Annotated in this window: 10 protein-coding genes; 4 read left to right on the top strand and 6 right to left on the bottom strand. The window is 69.4% G+C overall.

The features are described from left to right. Positions 1 to 77: 77 nt before the first annotated feature. Complete coding sequence (locus N4261_RS14560) at positions 78 to 4,733, bottom strand: DEAD/DEAH box helicase (RefSeq protein WP_261756023.1); 4,656 nt, start codon at positions 4,731 to 4,733, stop codon at positions 78 to 80. Positions 4,734 to 5,045: 312 nt separating this feature from the next. Here N4261_RS14560 and N4261_RS14565 point away from each other — a divergent pair, with 312 nt between their 5' ends. From N4261_RS14565 to N4261_RS14575, 3 genes are all read left to right on the top strand, one after another. Further along, positions 5,046 to 5,729, top strand: coding sequence for a HemK2/MTQ2 family protein methyltransferase (locus N4261_RS14565; RefSeq protein WP_261756024.1), 684 nt, complete (start codon positions 5,046 to 5,048; stop codon positions 5,727 to 5,729). 100 nt (positions 5,730 to 5,829) lie between these two features. After that, on the top strand, positions 5,830 to 7,368 hold the full coding sequence (locus N4261_RS14570; protein ID WP_261756025.1) for a transporter substrate-binding domain-containing protein: 1,539 nt from the start codon (positions 5,830 to 5,832) through the stop codon (positions 7,366 to 7,368). Continuing rightward, positions 7,365 to 8,015 (top strand): hypothetical protein, encoded by a 651-nt coding sequence (locus N4261_RS14575; protein WP_261756026.1) that lies wholly within the window; start codon positions 7,365 to 7,367, stop codon positions 8,013 to 8,015. The genes N4261_RS14570 and N4261_RS14575 overlap by 4 nt, the downstream gene beginning before the upstream one ends. A gap of 196 nt (positions 8,016 to 8,211) precedes the next feature. Here the strand turns inward: N4261_RS14575 and N4261_RS14580 are convergent, their stop codons facing one another. From N4261_RS14580 to N4261_RS14600, 5 genes are all read right to left on the bottom strand, one after another. Next, complete coding sequence (locus N4261_RS14580) at positions 8,212 to 9,429, bottom strand: type 2 periplasmic-binding domain-containing protein (RefSeq protein ID WP_261756027.1); 1,218 nt, start codon at positions 9,427 to 9,429, stop codon at positions 8,212 to 8,214. Positions 9,430 to 9,721: 292 nt separating this feature from the next. Then, positions 9,722 to 10,729 carry a Bug family tripartite tricarboxylate transporter substrate binding protein gene (locus tag N4261_RS14585; protein WP_435531928.1) on the bottom strand — a complete coding sequence of 336 codons (1,008 nt, stop codon included), beginning with the start codon at positions 10,727 to 10,729 and terminating at the stop codon, positions 9,722 to 9,724. Between the two features lie 76 nt (positions 10,730 to 10,805). Continuing rightward, positions 10,806 to 11,747 carry a hydroxymethylglutaryl-CoA lyase gene (locus tag N4261_RS14590; protein ID WP_261760711.1) on the bottom strand — a complete coding sequence of 314 codons (942 nt, stop codon included), beginning with the start codon at positions 11,745 to 11,747 and terminating at the stop codon, positions 10,806 to 10,808. Positions 11,748 to 11,950: 203 nt separating this feature from the next. Further along, positions 11,951 to 13,276 carry a CaiB/BaiF CoA transferase family protein gene (locus N4261_RS14595; protein WP_261756028.1) on the bottom strand — a complete coding sequence of 442 codons (1,326 nt, stop codon included), beginning with the start codon at positions 13,274 to 13,276 and terminating at the stop codon, positions 11,951 to 11,953. Positions 13,277 to 13,542: 266 nt separating this feature from the next. Then, the gene (locus N4261_RS14600; protein ID WP_261756029.1) at positions 13,543 to 14,442 is read right to left on the bottom strand and encodes a LysR substrate-binding domain-containing protein; all 900 of its coding nucleotides are present in this window, start codon (positions 14,440 to 14,442) and stop codon (positions 13,543 to 13,545) included. A 206-nt stretch (positions 14,443 to 14,648) separates the two neighbouring features. Between N4261_RS14600 and N4261_RS14605 the strand changes: the two genes are divergently transcribed. Then, positions 14,649 to 18,131, top strand: a complete 3,483-nt coding sequence (locus tag N4261_RS14605; RefSeq protein WP_261756030.1) for a hypothetical protein — start codon at positions 14,649 to 14,651, stop codon at positions 18,129 to 18,131. The last annotated feature ends 16 nt before the right edge of the window (positions 18,132 to 18,147 follow it).

Consider the following 18,147-nt stretch of genomic DNA (forward strand, 5'->3'; position numbering starts at 1 on the left):
ACTTGGATGGCTTTGGCCGAGCCGAGGCGGGCAAGCCGCGATGTCCGGCCCGTCACGCGAGGTCTTTGCGGCCTGGCTCAATCGCCGCTACTTGCCTCCAACGCAAGCCGCAAGGATTCGCTCATCCCAACCGTGCCTTGAAGCAACCGATGGGCCTCACGCTGCTCGTGCGGCGCCAGCGGCACCAGATCGGTCAGCTCACCCGCCACCAGCGTGGCCATGGGCACACCGTCGCGCCACAGCACCCGTGCGCCGGCGGTGCGCGGCAACCGCGTCCCGGGCACCAGCGTGCCCAGCAGGTTCGCAGGGTCGGCAGCGGCGAGCACCGTCCAGCGCGCGTCATGCGGCTCACGCCGCACCTCGCGCAGCCGGGCCACCGCCTCCGGCAGCGCGAACTGTTCGCCGGACACGCCCGCGATGAAACGCCCGCCCCGCAGATCACCCCGGGCCTCCAGACGTCTGCACACCCGCACCAGTTCCCGCCAGGGCGGCAGCCAGGCCGCCTCACGCTCCAGCAGACGCCAAGCCACGACGCCGTAACGCCGCAGCAGCACCTGCACCACGTGCTCCAGATCCTCCGGCGTCGCCGAATCAGCCCGCGTGGGCACCAGCGACCAGCGCCCCGCATCCGCCACGCCCACCAGCGGCTGATGAAGTCGCCCGGACCGCGCCGTCGAGCCGCGCGTCGGCGTGCGCTTGGACGGCGGCCGCATCAGGGCTCGCAGCCCCGCAAAACTGTCGCAGGTGACCTGACCGCGCTGGACCAGCTCCGCCAAGGCATCTTCGAGCTCCGCCGGCAGCAAGCGGGTGTCCTGTCGAATCTCGTCGAAGAATGCCGCACCGTGCGCCCTCAGGCATTCGAGCACCGCCTGCGCACGCGCGCCCGGCGGTGAAGCGTCGTCATCGCCGACCGGAGCCACACGGGCCCAGACGCCCGTCTGCCGACGCGGCACCAGCAGCACCGGCGTGGCCTTGAGCGAGCCGCTCGCACCCACCCCGGTGCGGGTGGACGGACGCAGGCGCGACCAGGTGAGGCGGCCCGAGGTGCACAGCTCATCGAGCCACGGGCTCGCATAGTCAGCGATCCGGGCCGGCAGGATGTCGGACTCCCACAGCGCCGCGGCCGCCTCGTAGCCTTCCAATTGCGCCAGCACGCTGGGCAGCGCCTCGCGTCCCTCGCGCTGTCGGCCGGGGCCGGCCTGTTGCCATTCCAGCAGGAAGCGCATGAAGTCGCGCGGCTCGCAGGGCTCGATCTCCTGCCGCAGGCGCTTGAGGGTGTAGCGGTGGATGCGGGCCAGCAGGTGGCGCTCGCACCATTCGACGGTGTCGGTCCCCGGCGTGAACCGGCCCTGCATCACCACGCCTTCGGTCTGCAGCGCGATCAAGGTGCGCTCGATGTCCGCCATGCCGAGCTGCAGCGAGCCGGCCAGCGAGGCCACCGTCACCGGCCCCAGCCCGCCCAGCCGCGCGCGCAGCAGATCCCGCAGCACCTTGTCGCGATCACCGGACGGCTGCGCAAACTCGGCCGGCGGCGTCAGCGGCGGATGCTCGCTCGCTCCGACATAGATCTGTCGCGCATCGGCAAGCCGCTCGGCGCACACCCACAGCCCGCCCTGGGCAGACGACGGCGCGCCCGCACCGACGGAACCCTCGCCGCGCTCGCCGCCCTTTCCAACCCCACCAACCCCACCAACCCCACCAACCCCACGCGCCCCGCTGACGGACGACGGCTGAAGGCGGGTCGCCCGCCGTGCCTTGGCCAGCGCCGTCAATTGCTCCGGCCAATGCGCTTGGCCGGCGGCCTCCGCCGCTGGGATGACACCCAGCATCAGCAGCGCTTCATGCATTTCGTCCGCGTCACGGGCGCGTGGCCACGCTTCCTCGCGCACCGCGGCGATGGCCTCGGCCGAGAGCTGACCCAGCTCATCGCCCTGCGACGGGTCGGCATACCGCCGACTCTGCACGGCCAGGGTGCGGCGCTCTTCCAGCGGCGCATCGTCCAGGAAGGCGTAGGGCCGCGCATTCAACGCTTCGGCGGCCATGGGCGACGGCGCATTCAGGTCGCGCGCCAGGACCTCGATCTCACCCGCCTCCAGCCGACGCAGCAAGGTCAGCCAGCCCTGTGCATCCATCGCCTCGTTCAGGCAATCGTCCAGCGTCTGGCGGACCAGCGGGTGATCAGGAATTTCGCGCTCACCGACGATGTTCTCCAGGCAGGCCACCTGGTCCGGAAACACGGCCGCGAGCAGGTCTTCCGATTTCATCCGCTGCAGCTGGGGCGCCACCTTCCGTCCGCCACGCATGCGCGGCAGCGCCAACGCGGTGGTGGCATTCCAGCGCCAGCGCACCCCGAACAGCGGCGCATCCAGCAAGGCCTGTACCAGCACCTGCAGGGCCGTCCGGCTGTTGAGGTAGCGCGACACCTCCTCCAGCGGGAAGCTGTGGCTGGTGGAGAGCGACAGCACGATCACGTCCTCGGTGGCCGCCGCTTGCAATTCGAAATTGAACTGTCGACAAAAGCGCTTGCGCAGGGCCAGTCCCCAGGCGCGATTGAGACGGCTGCCGCGCGGCGAGTGGATCAGCAGTTGCATGCCGCCACTCTCATCGAAGAAGCGCTCCAGCAGCACGCGGTCCTGCGTGGGCAAGCCACCCAGCACCTTCAACGTCCGCCCAAGGTAATCGACCAACTGAGCGGCCGCATCAGCCTCCAGCCGCAGCGACGTCTGCGCCCAGGCGCGCATGGCGGCTTCCACGGTGCCATCGGTCTGATCCACCTCGGCGGGATCGACCGGGTGAACCCGCGCAACGGCCTTTGCGCCCTGGACAGTGTTCACGGCCTTGGCGGCCTTGGCGGCCTTGGCGGCATTGAGGTCCTTCGCGGGCTTTGCAGTCGCTGCGACCTCTCCGGCTTCGGCCTCCTCGACGACTGGAGCGATCAGAGCGGGCGCGCCAGACTCTCCGGCATCGACCACCCCTCGCCAGTGCGCCTCGAACGCCGCCCGCAATCGGGAGACTGCAAACGAGAGCTCATCGGTCCGTCCCGGCGCCTCGCCCAGCCAGAAGGGAATGTTGGGAGCCGCGCCTTGCGCGTCCTCCACCCTCACCCGCCCCGGCTCGATGCGCAGGATCCGGTAGCTGGTGTTGCCGAGCTGGAAGACATCGCCGGCCAGACTCTCGACCGCAAAGTCCTCGTTCACCGTGCCGACCTTGTCGGCCTGCGGCTCCAGGATCACCGTGTAGTCGCCGGCATCGGGGATGGTGCCGCCGGAGGTCAGCGCGGTCATGCGGGCGCCCTTGCGCTCGCGCAGGCGGTGATGCACCGCGTCCCGATGCACATACCCGGCGCGGGGCCCCTGGCGGGTGCTGAAGCCGTCCGACACCATGCGCAGCACGTCCATGAACGACCCGTGGCTGAGCTCACGGTAGGGCCAGGCGCGGCGCACCAGCGCATAGAGCGCGTCCTCGTCCCACTCCTGGCTGGCCACCTCCGCCACGATCTGCTGGGCCAGCACATCCAGCGGCGCCGGCAGCACCCGCAGCGCATCCAACTCGCCGCGCGCGACCGCATCCAGCAGCGCGGCGCATTCGACCAGTTCATCCCGTGTCTGCGGGAACAACCGGGCCTTGGGCACCCCACCCACCTGATGCCGTGCCCGCCCCGCCCGCTGCAGGAAGGTCGCGATCGACCGCGGCGACCCCAGCTGGCACACCAGGTCCACGTCGCCGATGTCCAGCCCCAGCTCCAGCGAGGCCGTGGCGACCAGCACCTTCAGTTCCCCTCGCTTGAGCTGCTGCTCCGCCAACAACCGCGCTTCCTTGGACAGGCTGCCGTGATGCGCCGCCACCGAGTCCCGCCCCAGCCGCTCACCCAGGTGCCGAGCCGTTCGCTCCGCCATCCGACGGGTGTTCACAAAGACCAGCGTCGTGCGGTGTTGCAGCACCAGCTCCGCCACGCGACCGTAGACCTGCTCCCACTGGTCGTTGGACATGACGACCGACAGCGGCGACGGCGGCAGCTCCAACGCCAGGTCCCGGGCGCGGCTGTAGCCGATGTCGACGATCTCGCAGGGCTGCCCACCAGTGAGGAAGCCGGCCACCACCTCGATCGGCTTCTGGGTGGCCGACAGCCCGATGCGCACCAGCGGCGCCGGACATAGCGCCTGCAGACGTTCCAGCGTCAACGACAGGTGGCTGCCGCGCTTGCTCGCTGCCAGCGCATGGATCTCATCGATGATCACGGTCCGCACCGTGCCCAGCAGTCGGCGTCCGGAGCCCGATCCCATCAGCACGTACAGCGATTCGGGCGTGGTGACGAACACATGCGGCGGGCGGCGCAGCGCTTGCTGGCGCTCATGGGCGGGGGTGTCGCCGGTGCGCACGGCGGTCCGGATCTTCACCTCCGGCAGACCCAGCCGGGCCAGTTCCTCCCGGATGCCCGCCAGCGGGCCCTCCAAGTTCAGCTGAATGTCGTTCGACAGCGCCTTGAGCGGCGACACGTACACCACACTGCAGGTGTCGGGCAGCCCGTCCTGGCTGGTGCCTTGGCGGACCAGCGCATCCAGCGCCGCCAGAAAGGCCGTCAGGGTCTTGCCCGACCCAGTGGGCGCGGCCACCAGTGTGTGGCGCCCGGCCTGGATCGCGGGCCATGCGGCGGCCTGCGCGGGGGTGGGCGCGGCAAAGGTGCGGTCGAACCAGCCTTGCACGGCGGGATGGAACTCATGGGCCACGGGCATCGCTCGAAAATGAGGTCAGGTTCGGGGAACTCAACGTCGGACCGGTCCACAGGATCGCATACGTCGGCCGGTTGTGGGCAAGCGCGGCGCCACGCGCTCCCCCCGCACGGATCGATGGATCGATGGATCGATCGATAGCTCCATAGACCGCTGGATCGACCCATGGATCGATGGATGGATCGCGCGTCGAACCAAAGCCAGGCACATCCGCGACTTTCCGCCCCGCGATCTCAGCGAATTGCCGATAGGCCCGCGCCCCGGTTGCGCTCAGCATGCCCAGCCATGACCGCACCGCTGCCTGATCCCATCGCCATGACTGACGAGGACGTGTTCCGACCCTCCGAATACACCGCCGCCCTGCTGCGCCAGTTGCGGCTGCGCCCGCCCTGCACCGGGCGGGTGCTGGAGATCGGCACCGGCAGCGGCGTGGTGTTGGCGGCCCTGGCCGCGCAGGGCGCGCGGGAGGTGGTCGGGGTGGACATCGAACCCGAGGCGGTGCGCCGCACCCAGGCCCTGCTGCAGGCGCAGGCCGTCGCCCATGCCACGGTGCGCTGCGGGGACCTGTGGACGCCGCTGGCGGGTGAACGCTTTGACCTGGTGGTCTTCAATCCGCCCCAACTGCCGGTGCGGGACGACGGGGTCGCCGGCCATCGCCTGCGGACCTGGAGCGACGGCGGTCCGCACGGCCGCGACGTGCTCGACCGGTTCCTGGACGGCCTGCGGGACCATCTCGCGCCGCAGGCGTCGGCGCTGATCACCCACAGCAGCTTTGTCGGCCTGGACCTGACGCTGGAGCGGCTGCGCGACCGCGGGCTGCGCGCCGAGGTGGCGCAGACCGTGTCGGTGCCGGTGCCGGCCTGGAAACTGCGGCTGCTGCCGCCACGCTGGCTGGAGCGCCACCTGGGACAGTCGCTGCACAGCGTCGGGCCCTACGTCTTCTGCGACTTCCAGGTGATCGAGATCCGACATGCGGATGCCGCGACCTTGGCGCGCTGATCGGCTTCGCTGGGTCGCCGCCTTCGTCCTGCTCCTGGGCGGATGGTGGGCAGCGTCGCGCTCGGTTGCAGAACCGCTTCCTGCGCCGGACGCGGCGACCTTGGCCGCAGTCCGAGCCGCGTTGCCGTCGGACTGCACGGCCACGGCGGCCACGCTGGAGACGCTGTCGCGGGTGCTGTGTCTGGGCGAACTGCGGGTGGGCATCCGCGGCGATTACCCGCCCTTTGGCGAGGCCACGCCGGATGGACCTCGCGGCTTGGAGCCGGCGCTGGCGGGTCGGATCGCGGAGGCCCTCGGGGTACGGCTGCGCTTTGTCGAGGTCAACGCCGCCGACCGCATGGTCGCGCTGGGCGACGGCCGGGTGGACCTGCTCATCGCCACCACCGGCCACACGCTGCAGCGGGACAGCCAGGCGATCTTCGTGCGGCCGCACTACTATGAATCGCGCACCGTCGTGGTCGGCCAGCGCAAGTCGATGCCGCATCAGGCGCGGGACCTGGAAGCGCTGTCGGGGCTGACGGTCTGTGTCACCGTGGGGAATTCGACCAATGCGGACCTGGCCGTCGAGGGTGCCCGGCTGATGTTGTTCAGCAGTGCCCGGCGGCTGGTGGATCAGGTCCACAACGGCACCTGCGCCCTCGCCGCCCATGACGACACCCTGCTCCTGCCGCAGTTGCCGGCGAGCTACGAGGTGAAGCTGTCGTTCGCGCCGTTGCCATGGAGCGTGGTCGTGGGCCGCGACGGGCCGGTCATGGCGCGATGGCTCAGCCGCACGATGCAACGCTTGCATGCCGATGGCGCCCTGCTCCGGCTCGCCGAGGCCCACGGCGTGGCCACCCCGTGGCTGCGGCAGCAACAGGCGCGGTGGCGTTCGCCGCCCTGCGACACCCCTCAGACGCTGGACCCGGTGCGTTGCCTCGATCCGCCGCGCGACAACCAACTGGTCCCCACCCGCATCGCCGGCAGCGTCGAGCGACTGGAGCAATGGCTGCAAGAGCGATTCGGCGTCGACGTCACCCTGGCGATGCTGAAAACGCAGGTCGCCTTGCGCTTGTTCATGGAGGGCGTGGGCTATTCGATCGCCCTGGTGGCCGGTGCGGTGTTGGCCACGGTGGTCCTGGCGTTGGGTTTCGGCGCCGGGCTGACCGCGCGCTCCCGCTGGCTGCGCTGGCCGATGTGGGCCACGCTGCTGATGATGCAATCCACGCCCATGGTCATGTTCATGGCGGCGGCCGGCATGGTGCTGGCCAGCCTGGGCTGGAGCACGCCCGGCATGGCCTGGGGCGTGGCGGTGATCGTGCTGGGCCTGTTCAACGGCAGCAATGCCGGTCAGGCCGTGGCCGAGGCCCGCCAGCGGCTGCGCGCCGATGGCCACCCGGGCCACCTGCGGACTGCGGCCGTGCGGGCCCGTGCGCAGATCGCTTCTTTTGCGGCGAATGCCACGCGGGGCAGTCCGGTGGCTTCCCTGATCGGCGTGCCGGAACTGCTCGCCGCTCAGACCGACATTGCCTCCTTCTCCAGCGAGCGCGTGACGACCTTTGCGTTGCTGCTGATCTTCTACATGGCGCTGGTGTCGGGGGTGGTGGCGGTGCTGCAGGTCGTGCAGGGTCGCCTGCAACGCGCGGAGAACGGTCGATGACACCGAGCCTGCTCCAGACGCTGCCGGTGTTCGCGCCGGCCTTTGTGCGTGCGTTGGGCACCAATCTGTCCCTGGCGGCGGATGCGCTGGCCCTGGGCTTTCCGGTCGGCGTGCTGCTGGGGATGCTGTGCCTGCCGGCGCGGACACCGGACGACACCACGGTGTGGCGTCGCTTGGGAGCCCGGGGGGCTGCCGCCGCGTTGGCGCTGATGCGTGCGGCACCGGCCTTTGTGGTGATGTTCGTGCTGCTGAATGCGCTGCCGACGCGATGGGAGGTGTCGGCCGGGGGCGCGGTGGCGCTGTCGCTGGCGGTCTATGCGGCGGCCTTCGTCGCGGACACCGCGCTGGTGGCGGTGATGGATTGGCGCTCCGGCGCCCGCGGCGGTGCGGTGCTCTTCGTCCTGGGACTGGCTCGGGCGTACTTCGTGATGGTGTTGTCCAGCGGCTTCGGCGCGGCCATCGGCGTCACCGAGGCCACGGCGGTCACCTTGCGCACCTTGGAACGGCTGGGCACCACCTCGGACCGACTGCTGCTCATCGGCGGCGTGGTGCTGGTCTTTGTCGCCCTCCGACAGAGCCTCTACGCCGCGATCTTCGTGGTGCGACGCCTGGTCGAAACGCACCTGCTGCGAGATCGGGCGGGCTGATTGGCGATCAGCCATCGGTATTCCGAATCAGGCACCAGCACCCAGCGATCAGCGATCAGCGATCAGCGATCAGCGATCAGCGATCAGCGTTGAGCATTGAGCAATCAGCGGTCCGCAATCGGCAATCGGCAGTGGACAGTGGGCGTTAGGCAGTGGGCGTTAGGCAGTGGGCAGTGGCCGGGCGATCACCACCGCTTCACATGTGCGGACGCAACCGCTCCAACCGATCCCTCGCGATCTGTTCCCGCCCCTCACGCACGATCACCGGCTCCACCAGCCTGAACATCATCCGGCCCAACCAGCCCGGCCGTACGCCACGCTCCACGCGACGCTGCAACCAGCCAAGCCACTGGAGCGCCACGCCCAGCACAGCCGCGTCGATGAAGCCATTGAGCGACTGCAGCGTGCCGAAGGCCGACACCAGCGCCAGCAATGCCAGCGCGGGTCCCCAATAGGCATCCACCAGACCGGCGAGCGATGGCGGCAGATGCGCAAACAGCCAGGGCGTTCCGCTCTTGGCCCATTCGACGGCCAACGGATGCACCGGCAGCGCGGCACCGGCCTGACGCGGATACACCCCCGCATCCGACACCAGCGTCTGGCCCTTGTGCACATCGTTCATCGCCTGCAGCAGCGCATAGAGCACGGCGGGATGGATGTCATCCCGAACGACGACGTTCTCGGTCGCGCCGATCAGCAGGATGTCGCGCGCGGGCAGCGGGGCCTTCAGGTCGAAGGACCCTCGGACCAGCGTGGCGGGCTTCAGATAGTCGATGTTGCGGGCGATGCCCAGGCTGTCGTTGATCGAGTACATGATCAAGCCGGGGTCTTCGGCCAGGCCGCGGACCAGGGCGTTGTCCGGCGCCAGCATGAAGAAGCCGGCGTCGAACTCGCCGCGCTGCAGTGCCGCGGCGGCCTCGTTCATCTGGCGGTAGGCAAAGGCGGTGTTCTGCGGCGTCACCTCATAGCGCGCCAGCACATCATGGGTCGCTTGCGCGGTGGCGCTGCCCTCCAGCGGCATCACCAGCCGCCGGCCGGCCAAGCCCGCGAGCGTGGGCGGCTCGCCCCAGCCGCGTCGCAGGAACAGGAACAGCGGCTGCAGCTCGACCACGCCGGCCGAGGTCACGTTCGGATGGCGCGCCGGGTCGACGCGCTGGGCGGTGAAGCCCACCTGCACGCCGGTGGCCGCGTTGTCGAGCTTGTCGATGATGCGCAGGCTGTCGTCCTGGTTGCGCACCTCGACGCGCAGTCGCTGCGCAGCCAGATGCGAGGCATACAGACGCGCATGCGTGTCGAACGACCCGCCCCGCGGGCCGGCCTGGATGACGACCTGCTCCGGCGGCAGCGCCCGCCCCAGATTGCCCGCTGCCGCCCACCACAGGGCGGCCAGCACCACCAGGACCAACACACTCATGCGCGACATCGACAGCTCCTGAAAGACGCCTTCGCGGCGTCCTCCAGATCATGTCCCGGAAGGCCACGCGCGGCGCGCGCGTCCGCGCGATCGCGGGATTCCGGAACCTCAAAATCAGCTGTGGTCCTAGACCGCGGCGTGCCGATCGTGATGCTGGCGCCACATGACGCTTCAGCCGTGTCGATGGGTCGAGAGGCTCTGCGGAGGGATCGGTCGAGGTCCGGTCGCGGCGGCTGCCCGCCGATGCAACCCATTCACCCTCACGTGGCCCGCAGCAAGTGGTCACAGGCCGTCAATCCGCCTGGATCTTCGCCGAGGTGATGACCTTGCCCCAGCGTTGGAACTCGGCCGCGCTGTGGGCGTCCAGCTTCTTCGGGTCCATGTAGTCGGCGGTGGCGCCCAGTTCCGCCGCCTTTTGCTTGAACGCGGGGGTGGCCATCAGCCGGGCGATCTCGCTGGTCAGCCGGTCGACCACCGCCGGCGGCGTCTTCGACGGCGCGAAGACGGCGAACCAGGAGCCGGCATCCAGGTCGGGCAGCCCGGCCTGGGCGGCCGTCGGCACGTTGGGCAATGAGCTGAGACGCTCCAGCCCGGTCACCGCCAACGCCCTGACCTTGCCCGAGGCGATGAAGGGCATGAACGGGGGCGGCGTGCCGAAGGTGAGGTCCACCTGGCCGCCCAGCAGATCCTGAAGCGCCGGCCCGGTGCCCTTGTAGGGCACATGCACCATCTCGATGCCGGCCTGCTGCTCCAGCATCACGCCGGTCACATGCTGCAACGAGCCATTGCCGGACGAGGCGAACGACAGCTTGCCGGGGTTCTTCTTGGCATAGGCGATCAGCTCAGCCGTGGTCTTCACCGGCAGGCCTTCCCGCACCACGATCAGTTGCGGGGCGCTCAGCACATTGGCGACCGGCCGAAGGTCCTTCAGGTCCCACTGCGCGGACTTCTGGATGTGCGGCGTGATCACGTGATAGCCGGAGTACTGCATCAACAGCGTGTAGCCGTCCGGTTCGGCCCGCTTGACCGCCACCGCTGCGAGCGCGCCGCTGGCGCCCGCGCGGTTGTCCACCACCACCGTCTGCCCCAGCGCCTTGCCCAGCGGCTCGGCCAGCAGGCGCGCGGCAATGTCGGTCGTGCCTCCGGGCGCCGCACCGACGATCAGCGTGATCGGCTTGCTCGGATACGGGGTCTGAGCGTGCGCCGCCGGCGCGAGCAGGCCCAGCGCGGCCGAGCCCGCCGCGGCCAGCAGGGTCTGCGCCAGCAGGCGGCGGGGCATGGGGAGGGGGGTGCGGGTCATGGTTTGTCTCCGAGGTCGCCGCTCAAGCGGCTTTGTTGTGTGAGGTCCGAGGGAAGAATCGGGTACGGCGCGAGGCTCAGCCGTCACGCGCCAAAGCGCGCTCCCGGATGGCGTCGAGGTCGCGCGGCACCGGGTGCAGGTCCAGCCGCCGGCCGGCGCTGACGATCTGGCTGGGCACCGGGTGGCCGATCAAGGCCGGCAGCCGCTTGGCGGCGGCCACCAGTCGCGGCAGATCGACGCCGCTGTCGTAGCCCATGCACTGCAGGGCGTGGACGATTTCCTCGGTGCAGACATTCCCCGTCGCGCCCGGCGCATAAGGGCAGCCGCCCAGCCCGCCCAGCGAGGCATCAAAGCGATCCGCGCCGGCCTCGATGGCGGCGATCACATTGGCCAGGCCCATACCGCGGGTGTTGTGGAAGTGAAGCGTCCATTCGGCTTGGGGCCATCGTTCGCGGCAGACACGCACCAACGCGAGGACCTGCGACGGATAGGCCATGCCGGTGGTGTCGCACAAGGTCACGCCCCGCGCACCCAACTCGTCGATGAACCGCTCGCACCAGCCCAGCACCGTCGGCACCGGCACGTCGCCTTCCATCGGACAACCGAAGGCACACGACAGGGACACGTTGAGCGGAACAGCGGCCTGGCGCGCCAAGGCCGCCACCTCCGACAGTCCGCGAAACGACTGGGCTCGCGTCATCCGCAGGTTGGTCAGGTTGTGGGTCTCGCTGGCGGACATCACCAGGTTGAGCTCGTCGGCGCGCGCCTCGATGGCGCGCTCGGCGCCGCGCACATTGGGCACCAGCACCGTGTAGACGACACCCGGCCGGCGGCGGATGCCCTGCATGACCTCCGAGGCATCGGCCAGCACCGGGATGGCCATGGGCGAGACGAAGGAGGTGACCTCGATCTTCGCCAGGCCGGCGTCGGACAGCGCATCGACCAGCGCAATCTTGTCGGCCGTCGGCACGAACACGGGCTCCGCCTGCAGCCCGTCCCGCATCCCGACGTCCTGCATGAACACGCGGCGGCCGTGGCCGGTCCAGGCGCTGGCCGTCGCGGCCGTGTTGGCGGTGTCGGCGGTAGCGTCGAGGTGGGAAGTGGCGGTCACGTTTGAGCTCTCGTTGGCGTTCGGTTTGGGGTTTGGGGTCGAGTCGGCCTTCGAGGCAGCGTCCGAGGCGACGTTCAAGTTGATGCTCGAGGGATTCATCACCACCTCGCTCAGGAAACGATCTGGCGCGCCCGCAGCGCAGCGATCTGGTCCTCGGTCAGTCCGATCTCGCGCAGCACCGCATCGGTGTCATCGCCCAGATCCGGCGCGCTGCGGCGCACCTCGCCGGGGGTTCCGAGCAGCTTGGGCACGATGCCCGGCACCTGCAGCGAGTGCCCGGCACGGGTCTGCTGCGGAAGGATCATGTCGCGGGCCTGGAAGTGAGGGTCCTCCACGATGTCCTTGGCGGTGTAGACCCGCCCCGCCGGCACGCTGGCGGCGGCGAGAGGCGCCAGCACCTCGTCCACGGTGCGCGTTCCTGCCCAGGCGCCGATCGCAGCGTCGATCTCCGCCACCCGCGTCACGCGACCGGCATTGTTCTGCAGCGCCGCGTCCTGCCCCAGGTCCTCGCGGCCAATCACCTGCATCAACCGCCGGAAGATCGAATCCCCGTTGCCGGCGATCAGTACCACGCCGTCGCGGCAGCGGTAGGCATTGGAGGGCGCGATGCCCGGCAGCGCCGATCCCGCCGGACCTCGCACCGCACCGAAGGCGCTGTACTCGGGGATGAGGCTCTCCATCACATTCAGCACGGCCTCGGACAGCGCCACGTCGATCACCTGGCCACGGCCACCGTTGACCTCCCGGTGATAGAGCGCGGTAAGCACCCCCACCGTGCCGTGCAGGGCCGCCAAGGTGTCGCCGATGGAGATGCCGCAACGCACCGGCACGCGGTCGGGCTCACCCGTCAGATGCCGCAATCCGCCCATGGCCTCGCCGATGACGCCAAAGCCCGGCAGATCGCGATACGGCCCGCTCTGGCCATAACCGCTGATGCGCAACATGATCAGCCCCGGATTCACCGCCGACAGTTGCTCATACGACAGGCCCCAGCCCTCCAGCGTGCCGGGGCGGAAGTTTTCGATCAGCACATCCGCTTCGGCAATCAGGCGGCGGGCAATGTCCTGCCCCTCCGGCTGGCGCAGATCGAGCGCCACCGAGCGCTTGTTGCGGGATTGGACCTGCCACCACACCGAGGTGCCGTCCTGCAGCATCCGCCAGTTGCGCAACGGATCGCCGCTGCCGGGTGCCTCGATCTTGATGACGTCCGCGCCGAAGTCACCGAGCGTTTTCCCGGCAAAGGGCCCGGCGATGAGCTGGCCCATCTCCACCACCCGCAGACCGTCCAGCGCCTGAGGACTTCGCGCGCCATGGCGGCCAGGGGCGTGACTGGGGGCGAAATCCGGCGGGGAGGATGGGTGCACGCCGGCCGCCCCCGTCGAGCCCGGGGGGCCATCGGCCCGTGCGCCGGGTCCGTGTCCTTCGCTGCTTGCCATGGTTCCAGTCTCTCCGTGTCTCCTGCTGATGGAGCCGGATTCTGGGAAACCTGTCGCCGGAGCGGAATGACCGAGGCACGGCACCTGCTTTCGCCGCTCGCGAAAGCCGCCTGGGGTTCACCCGCCCTCGCCCATCCCCACCGAGCCGGGCCGGCCGTTGCCGCCGCGCCTCGACCCTCGACAGACTCGCTCGGTCTCAGACGGTCGCCAATGAAGTCAACCAGCCTCAACCAGCCTCAACCGGCCTCAGTCGGCCTCAGTCGGCCTCACCCGACCTCATCGCAGAGATGGTCGATGAACACCCGCACGTGGCGGGGCAGCGCATCGAGGTCGCGCACGCCGATCAGCAGGGTGCGGTCGGCCCAGGGCTCGTCCAGTGCGATCCGACGCAGCGACAGCGGCTGCAGCAACGGCTCGACTGCCGCCTCCGGCAGGACGGCGATGCCCATGCCGGCAGCCACCATCCGGCACATCGCGTCAAAGCTGCGGACCTGGATGCGGTTCTTGAGGCGTCGGCCGAGCTTCTCGGTTTCCATCTCCAGCCGCTTGGCCAGCGAGGTGGCCTTGGCCAGGGTGACAAAGTCGAACTCGACCGCCTGCTCCCATCGCACCGACCGACGCCCGGCCAGCGGATGGTCGGCCGGCGCCACCAGTGCCAGCCGGTCGCGCCGGTAAGTCAGTACATGCAGGCCGAGGGCGGGGGTGCGGTCCGCGAAGATGCCCAGCGCCGCGCGGCCGTCCAGCACCGCCACCACGATCTCATGGCTGTCGGCCTCCTCCAGCTCGATCCGGATGCGGGGGTTCTCCCGCCCGAACGCCGAGATCTGCGCCGGCAGGAACTGGGTCACCGCCGAGGTGTTGGCCCACAGCCGCACGACGCCGGTCAGACCGGAGGCGTAGTCCGACAGATCGGCCGCCATCTGGTCCACATCGCTGAGGATGCGTTGCGCATGCCGCTGCAGCGCCAGGCCGGCTTCGGTGAGCGTGACGCCACGGGAATGGCGCTCGAGCAAGGCCGTGCCCAGCGATCGCTCCAGATCGCTGAGCCGCTTGCTCGCAGCACCGACCGCCAGCGCGGCCAGCGCCGCGCCCTTGCTGATGCTGCCGGTGCGCGCCACCAGGCTGAACAGCGACAGCGAGACCAGATCGACACGGTGAAGATTCATGCGGCCCGAAGTATGCGCGACCGCACGCCTGCCGTGGAGCCGCCCTGCGCGACACGGCCCCTCTCCCATCGTCGCCAGGCGGCAGCCCCTATCGCCTCGTGACCCGGCGTGCCGAGGGCCGAACACGGCGGATCCCGCATCGGCGACCGTGGCGGGGAGCCAGTTGCATGCCCCGACGACTCATCCGATTTTCAGGAGGGGCGACCATGGCACCGACTTCAGTGGCAGGCGGGGCGGACCTGCAGATCGCATTGGGATTCCTGCAGGGACTCTCGCTCGATGAGGCGACGACAACAGCCGCTGCGCAGCCGCAGGCCCGGGTGGTACGGCCGATGACGGGAGAACAGATCCAAGCCCTTCAGCGCCAGACCGAGGCGTTCGTCAGGGGCCCCGAAGGTCGGGCCCTGATCGAGGAGATCTGCGCGGACCTTGGCCGCCTCGTGACGTTTGCGGAACGGGAGAGCCTGGGCGGGGCCGGCCGGGAGTTGCGGGACCTGTGCGAGCGGCTCCCCCAGGACCGAGCCGCTCCCGACTACTGGCTCGAGCTGTTCACCGATGGCCGCATCCATCTGGCCAGAGTCGTCCAGGCGATCGAGGATCCGTGCATTCCGCTGGAAGATCGGCGCGCGGCGCTTGGGGAGCTGTCGACCGCCCTCACGAACTGCGGACTCCGGCTGCGCGTCGAGTTCGCTCGAGCCGAACGGGCCCTGATCGGCTACCGAGGCAACCTGCGCCATACCGTGCGGCGCATGTTCGACGAAAGCCGGGATGATGTCATCCGACAGGTCATGACCCAACGAATGCGGCGCGAAGGGGACCACCATCGCATCGACGTGCATGAACTGGAGAGCCTCCATCACGCCTTGGGTATCGCTGCGTCACGGCAGAACACCGGTGTGTGGGACAGGCCCGCGTTCAAGGATCACGTGAAGGCCTGTCGTCGGGCGCTGATGGCGCAAGTCACACCGAATACCGTGGCACGGCTATTGGCCGAGGAATGCCTCCATGCGGTTCGCGCGGGCTTGCAAGCGCGTGTGCGAGAGCCGCTGAACCTGGGCGAAAACCACCGTCACATGGCCCTCCTGTCGATGCTCGTCAAGGACCTCTCGGTGCATTACGGCCCCCTTCGCGACACCAGCTTCATCGAGCTGAACGACGACGCGCTGCCGGAACTGATCGACGATCCGGCCCTGATTGCGCTGGACATCCGTCGGGGCATGGTCAGCCACGGCATTGCCGGCCCGGCCGAGAGCCGGGAGCTGCTGGTCCTCGGCCAGGGCGACACGCGGCTGGCCATTCATGCGATGGACCACCACCTCTGCCATGCGCAAGTCGGCGATCCCGCACTCGATGAGCGTCATCCGATCCGGCAGGCCCACCTGGACGCGATCGTGTCCGCCGGCAACCTGGATTGGCGTGCGGAGGCTCAGGCGCCGCGCCGATGGCCCGCAACCTTCCTGACGCCGCTGCTGGAGACTTCCCTGGCGCAGATGGACGACCCCTCACTGCTGCAGGTTTCGCCCAACTGGATGGCGGACCCGGACACCGCGCGGCGCTTCGGCGCCCGGCTGTCCGATCCCGCTTTGCACGCCTGGATGGCCGGGTGCGAGACGTCCGACCTGTCGGAGACGGGCTTGCGCGCCTTGATGACGGTCATCGCCGCTCGCCCGGAACCCACTGCCGCCATCCAGGCGCTGGCACGCTGCGCACCGCAGGTCCCGCCATCGCTCTGGCGATCCTTGGGGAGCGAGTGGCTGGAGACCGGGCTGACGATGGCCCAGGCGCCCTTGACTCGCGCCATGCTGGAACTGCTGCGGGCATGCGCTGCACAGTTGTCTCCGGATGAACGCGCTGCCGGGCTCACCTTGCCGTTCTCGGCGACAGGCGAGAACGACGTCGCCAGCGCCTTCATCGGCCATTACCTGGACCTGTTGGTGGATCTCGGGGAGCAGGCCTTGCTCACCCCCTCGCAAACCGCAGCGTTGCTGCGCAATGACGGCCCGGTGGCCCGTGCCCTGTCCAACGCCTTTCTCCGCAACAAGCCGCTGATGCCCTTGCTGGACGCGCTGACGCGACTGTGCCGCAGTGGCACCCTGGACCAGGACCACCTGATCGCACTGATGAACACGGCGCCCCAGCAATCCGGGTCGGTGCCCTATGTGGTCCAGGCGATCCGGACGGAGGGGGGCCTGGCGATCAATCCCTTCATCGACTGGGTGCTGTCCAGCGCCGGCCGCGACATCTCGGTGGAGACGGCCCGGCGCTTGCTGGCCCCGGAGATACCGCCCGGCGTGCTCAGCGTCATCCTGCGCGGCGTACGCGTCGACGATGGGTATCTGCCGCTGCTCGACTACCTGAACGGTCTGATGAAGGCCCGGGAACAGGGGCTGGTCAGGGACGCCGACGTGACCCAGGTGCTGTTCGCATGGATGGCGGGGGACAACAATAGCCAGGAACCCTTGTTCGTCTACCTGCTCCACCGCCGAGGGCAGCACGCGTGTCTCGCCCTTCTGGACTGGCTGCGAACCGCCGTACACGCCGGTGTCATCGACCGGAACGGCTTGCTCCGGCTGCTGGACGAGCCCGACACCGCCGGCTGGGCGGTGATGGGCACGGCCCTGATCGCCGACTTCCAGGCCTCAGTCCTCCATTGCATGGCCGTGCTGGACGCAGCGATGGCGCGGGGACTCATTGATGCGCCCACCCTGGCCGAGGTGATCCAGCATGCGGTGAACAGGAGGCAAAACGCAGCGACGACACTGCATGTCCCGCGTCAATCCTTTGACCTCGGCATTCGCCTGGTCCATCCCGAATCACGCCCCCACCTGCATGCGTTGGATGTCTTGTGGGAGACCTTGCTGCCGATGATCGCCGAAGGCCGATTCGCGCCATCGCTGCTGACCAACCTGCTGACTCAGCGAGACCCGCATCAGCCACATCTCAGCCCGACGCCGACCGCAATCCTGCTCGGCGCCTACCAACGGCTGACGGCGGCGATCTTTCGGTGGCGTGCGCCGTCCGGTGGCGCTGCGAAGGGCGGGTCGAGCGCCGGCGCCCGGCTGCCGGATCCCTGGGTCATGACCCTGCTGGAATGCCGAAGCGGCCCCGGCCGTCGCCCGGCGCTTTGCGTCGCGCTGCAAGGGGGCGCGCACCGGTTGGTGGCGCAACTGATGGAGATGGCGGTGGACCACCTGCGCAGCGGCCGTCTGACGCTGCCGGACCTGGTTCAGTGGTGGCAAGCCACCGGCGATGACGCCATGCCCGCTGTTCAGGTGGCCATCGCGAGCAACGATCCGGACACCCTCAGGATCTTCATCGACCAGTTGCTGGCCGCGTTCGACCCGTCGCTCCGTTTCGGTGGACGTCACGTCACAAGGACCGCGCCCCACGAGGCGCAGCACATGCTGACCGCGCTGCTGGGGGCCACCCATCTTGGCGCGGAGACGCCAAGCCAGGCGGCGGTACGCCACGGAGATCCGCGGATGCTGGCGGTCTATCTGGACGGGGTGTTCAAAGCGCGCCAGCTCACGCTGATCAGCCATGAGGCGCTGGCCGCCCTGATCGCGCCGGCAGCACCTCAGTCGCCGGCTCCCCTTCCGCCGCCGACCGAGCGACAGGCCGAGTGCCTGGCGCTGCTCAGACAGCGAAGGCAGTTGGCACAGTCGCTTGGGTGGCTTCAGCCAGGGTGACGGCCCACGGCAGCGG

It is taken from the genome of Roseateles amylovorans, assembly GCF_025398155.2.
Taxonomy (GTDB): Bacteria; Pseudomonadota; Gammaproteobacteria; order Burkholderiales; family Burkholderiaceae_C; genus Roseateles; species Roseateles amylovorans.

Bases quoted from the DNA above. Each gene is read 5' to 3' on its own strand.
- N4261_RS14590 (WP_261760711.1), bottom strand. From the start codon at position 11,747: ATGCAGGACGTCGGGATGCGGGACGGGCTGCAGGCGGAGCCCGTGTTC.
- N4261_RS14575 (WP_261756026.1), top strand. From the start codon at position 7,365: ATGACACCGAGCCTGCTCCAGACGCTGCCGGTGTTCGCGCCGGCCTTT.
- N4261_RS14585 (WP_435531928.1), bottom strand. From the start codon at position 10,729: ATGACCCGCACCCCCCTCCCCATGCCCCGCCGCCTGCTGGCGCAGACC.
- N4261_RS14605 (WP_261756030.1), top strand. From the start codon at position 14,649: ATGGCACCGACTTCAGTGGCAGGCGGGGCGGACCTGCAGATCGCATTG.
- N4261_RS14565 (WP_261756024.1), top strand. From the start codon at position 5,046: ATGACTGACGAGGACGTGTTCCGACCCTCCGAATACACCGCCGCCCTG.
- N4261_RS14600 (WP_261756029.1), bottom strand. From the start codon at position 14,442: ATGAATCTTCACCGTGTCGATCTGGTCTCGCTGTCGCTGTTCAGCCTG.
- N4261_RS14560 (WP_261756023.1), bottom strand. From the start codon at position 4,733: ATGCCCGTGGCCCATGAGTTCCATCCCGCCGTGCAAGGCTGGTTCGAC.
- N4261_RS14595 (WP_261756028.1), bottom strand. From the start codon at position 13,276: ATGGCAAGCAGCGAAGGACACGGACCCGGCGCACGGGCCGATGGCCCC.
- N4261_RS14580 (WP_261756027.1), bottom strand. From the start codon at position 9,429: ATGAGTGTGTTGGTCCTGGTGGTGCTGGCCGCCCTGTGGTGGGCGGCA.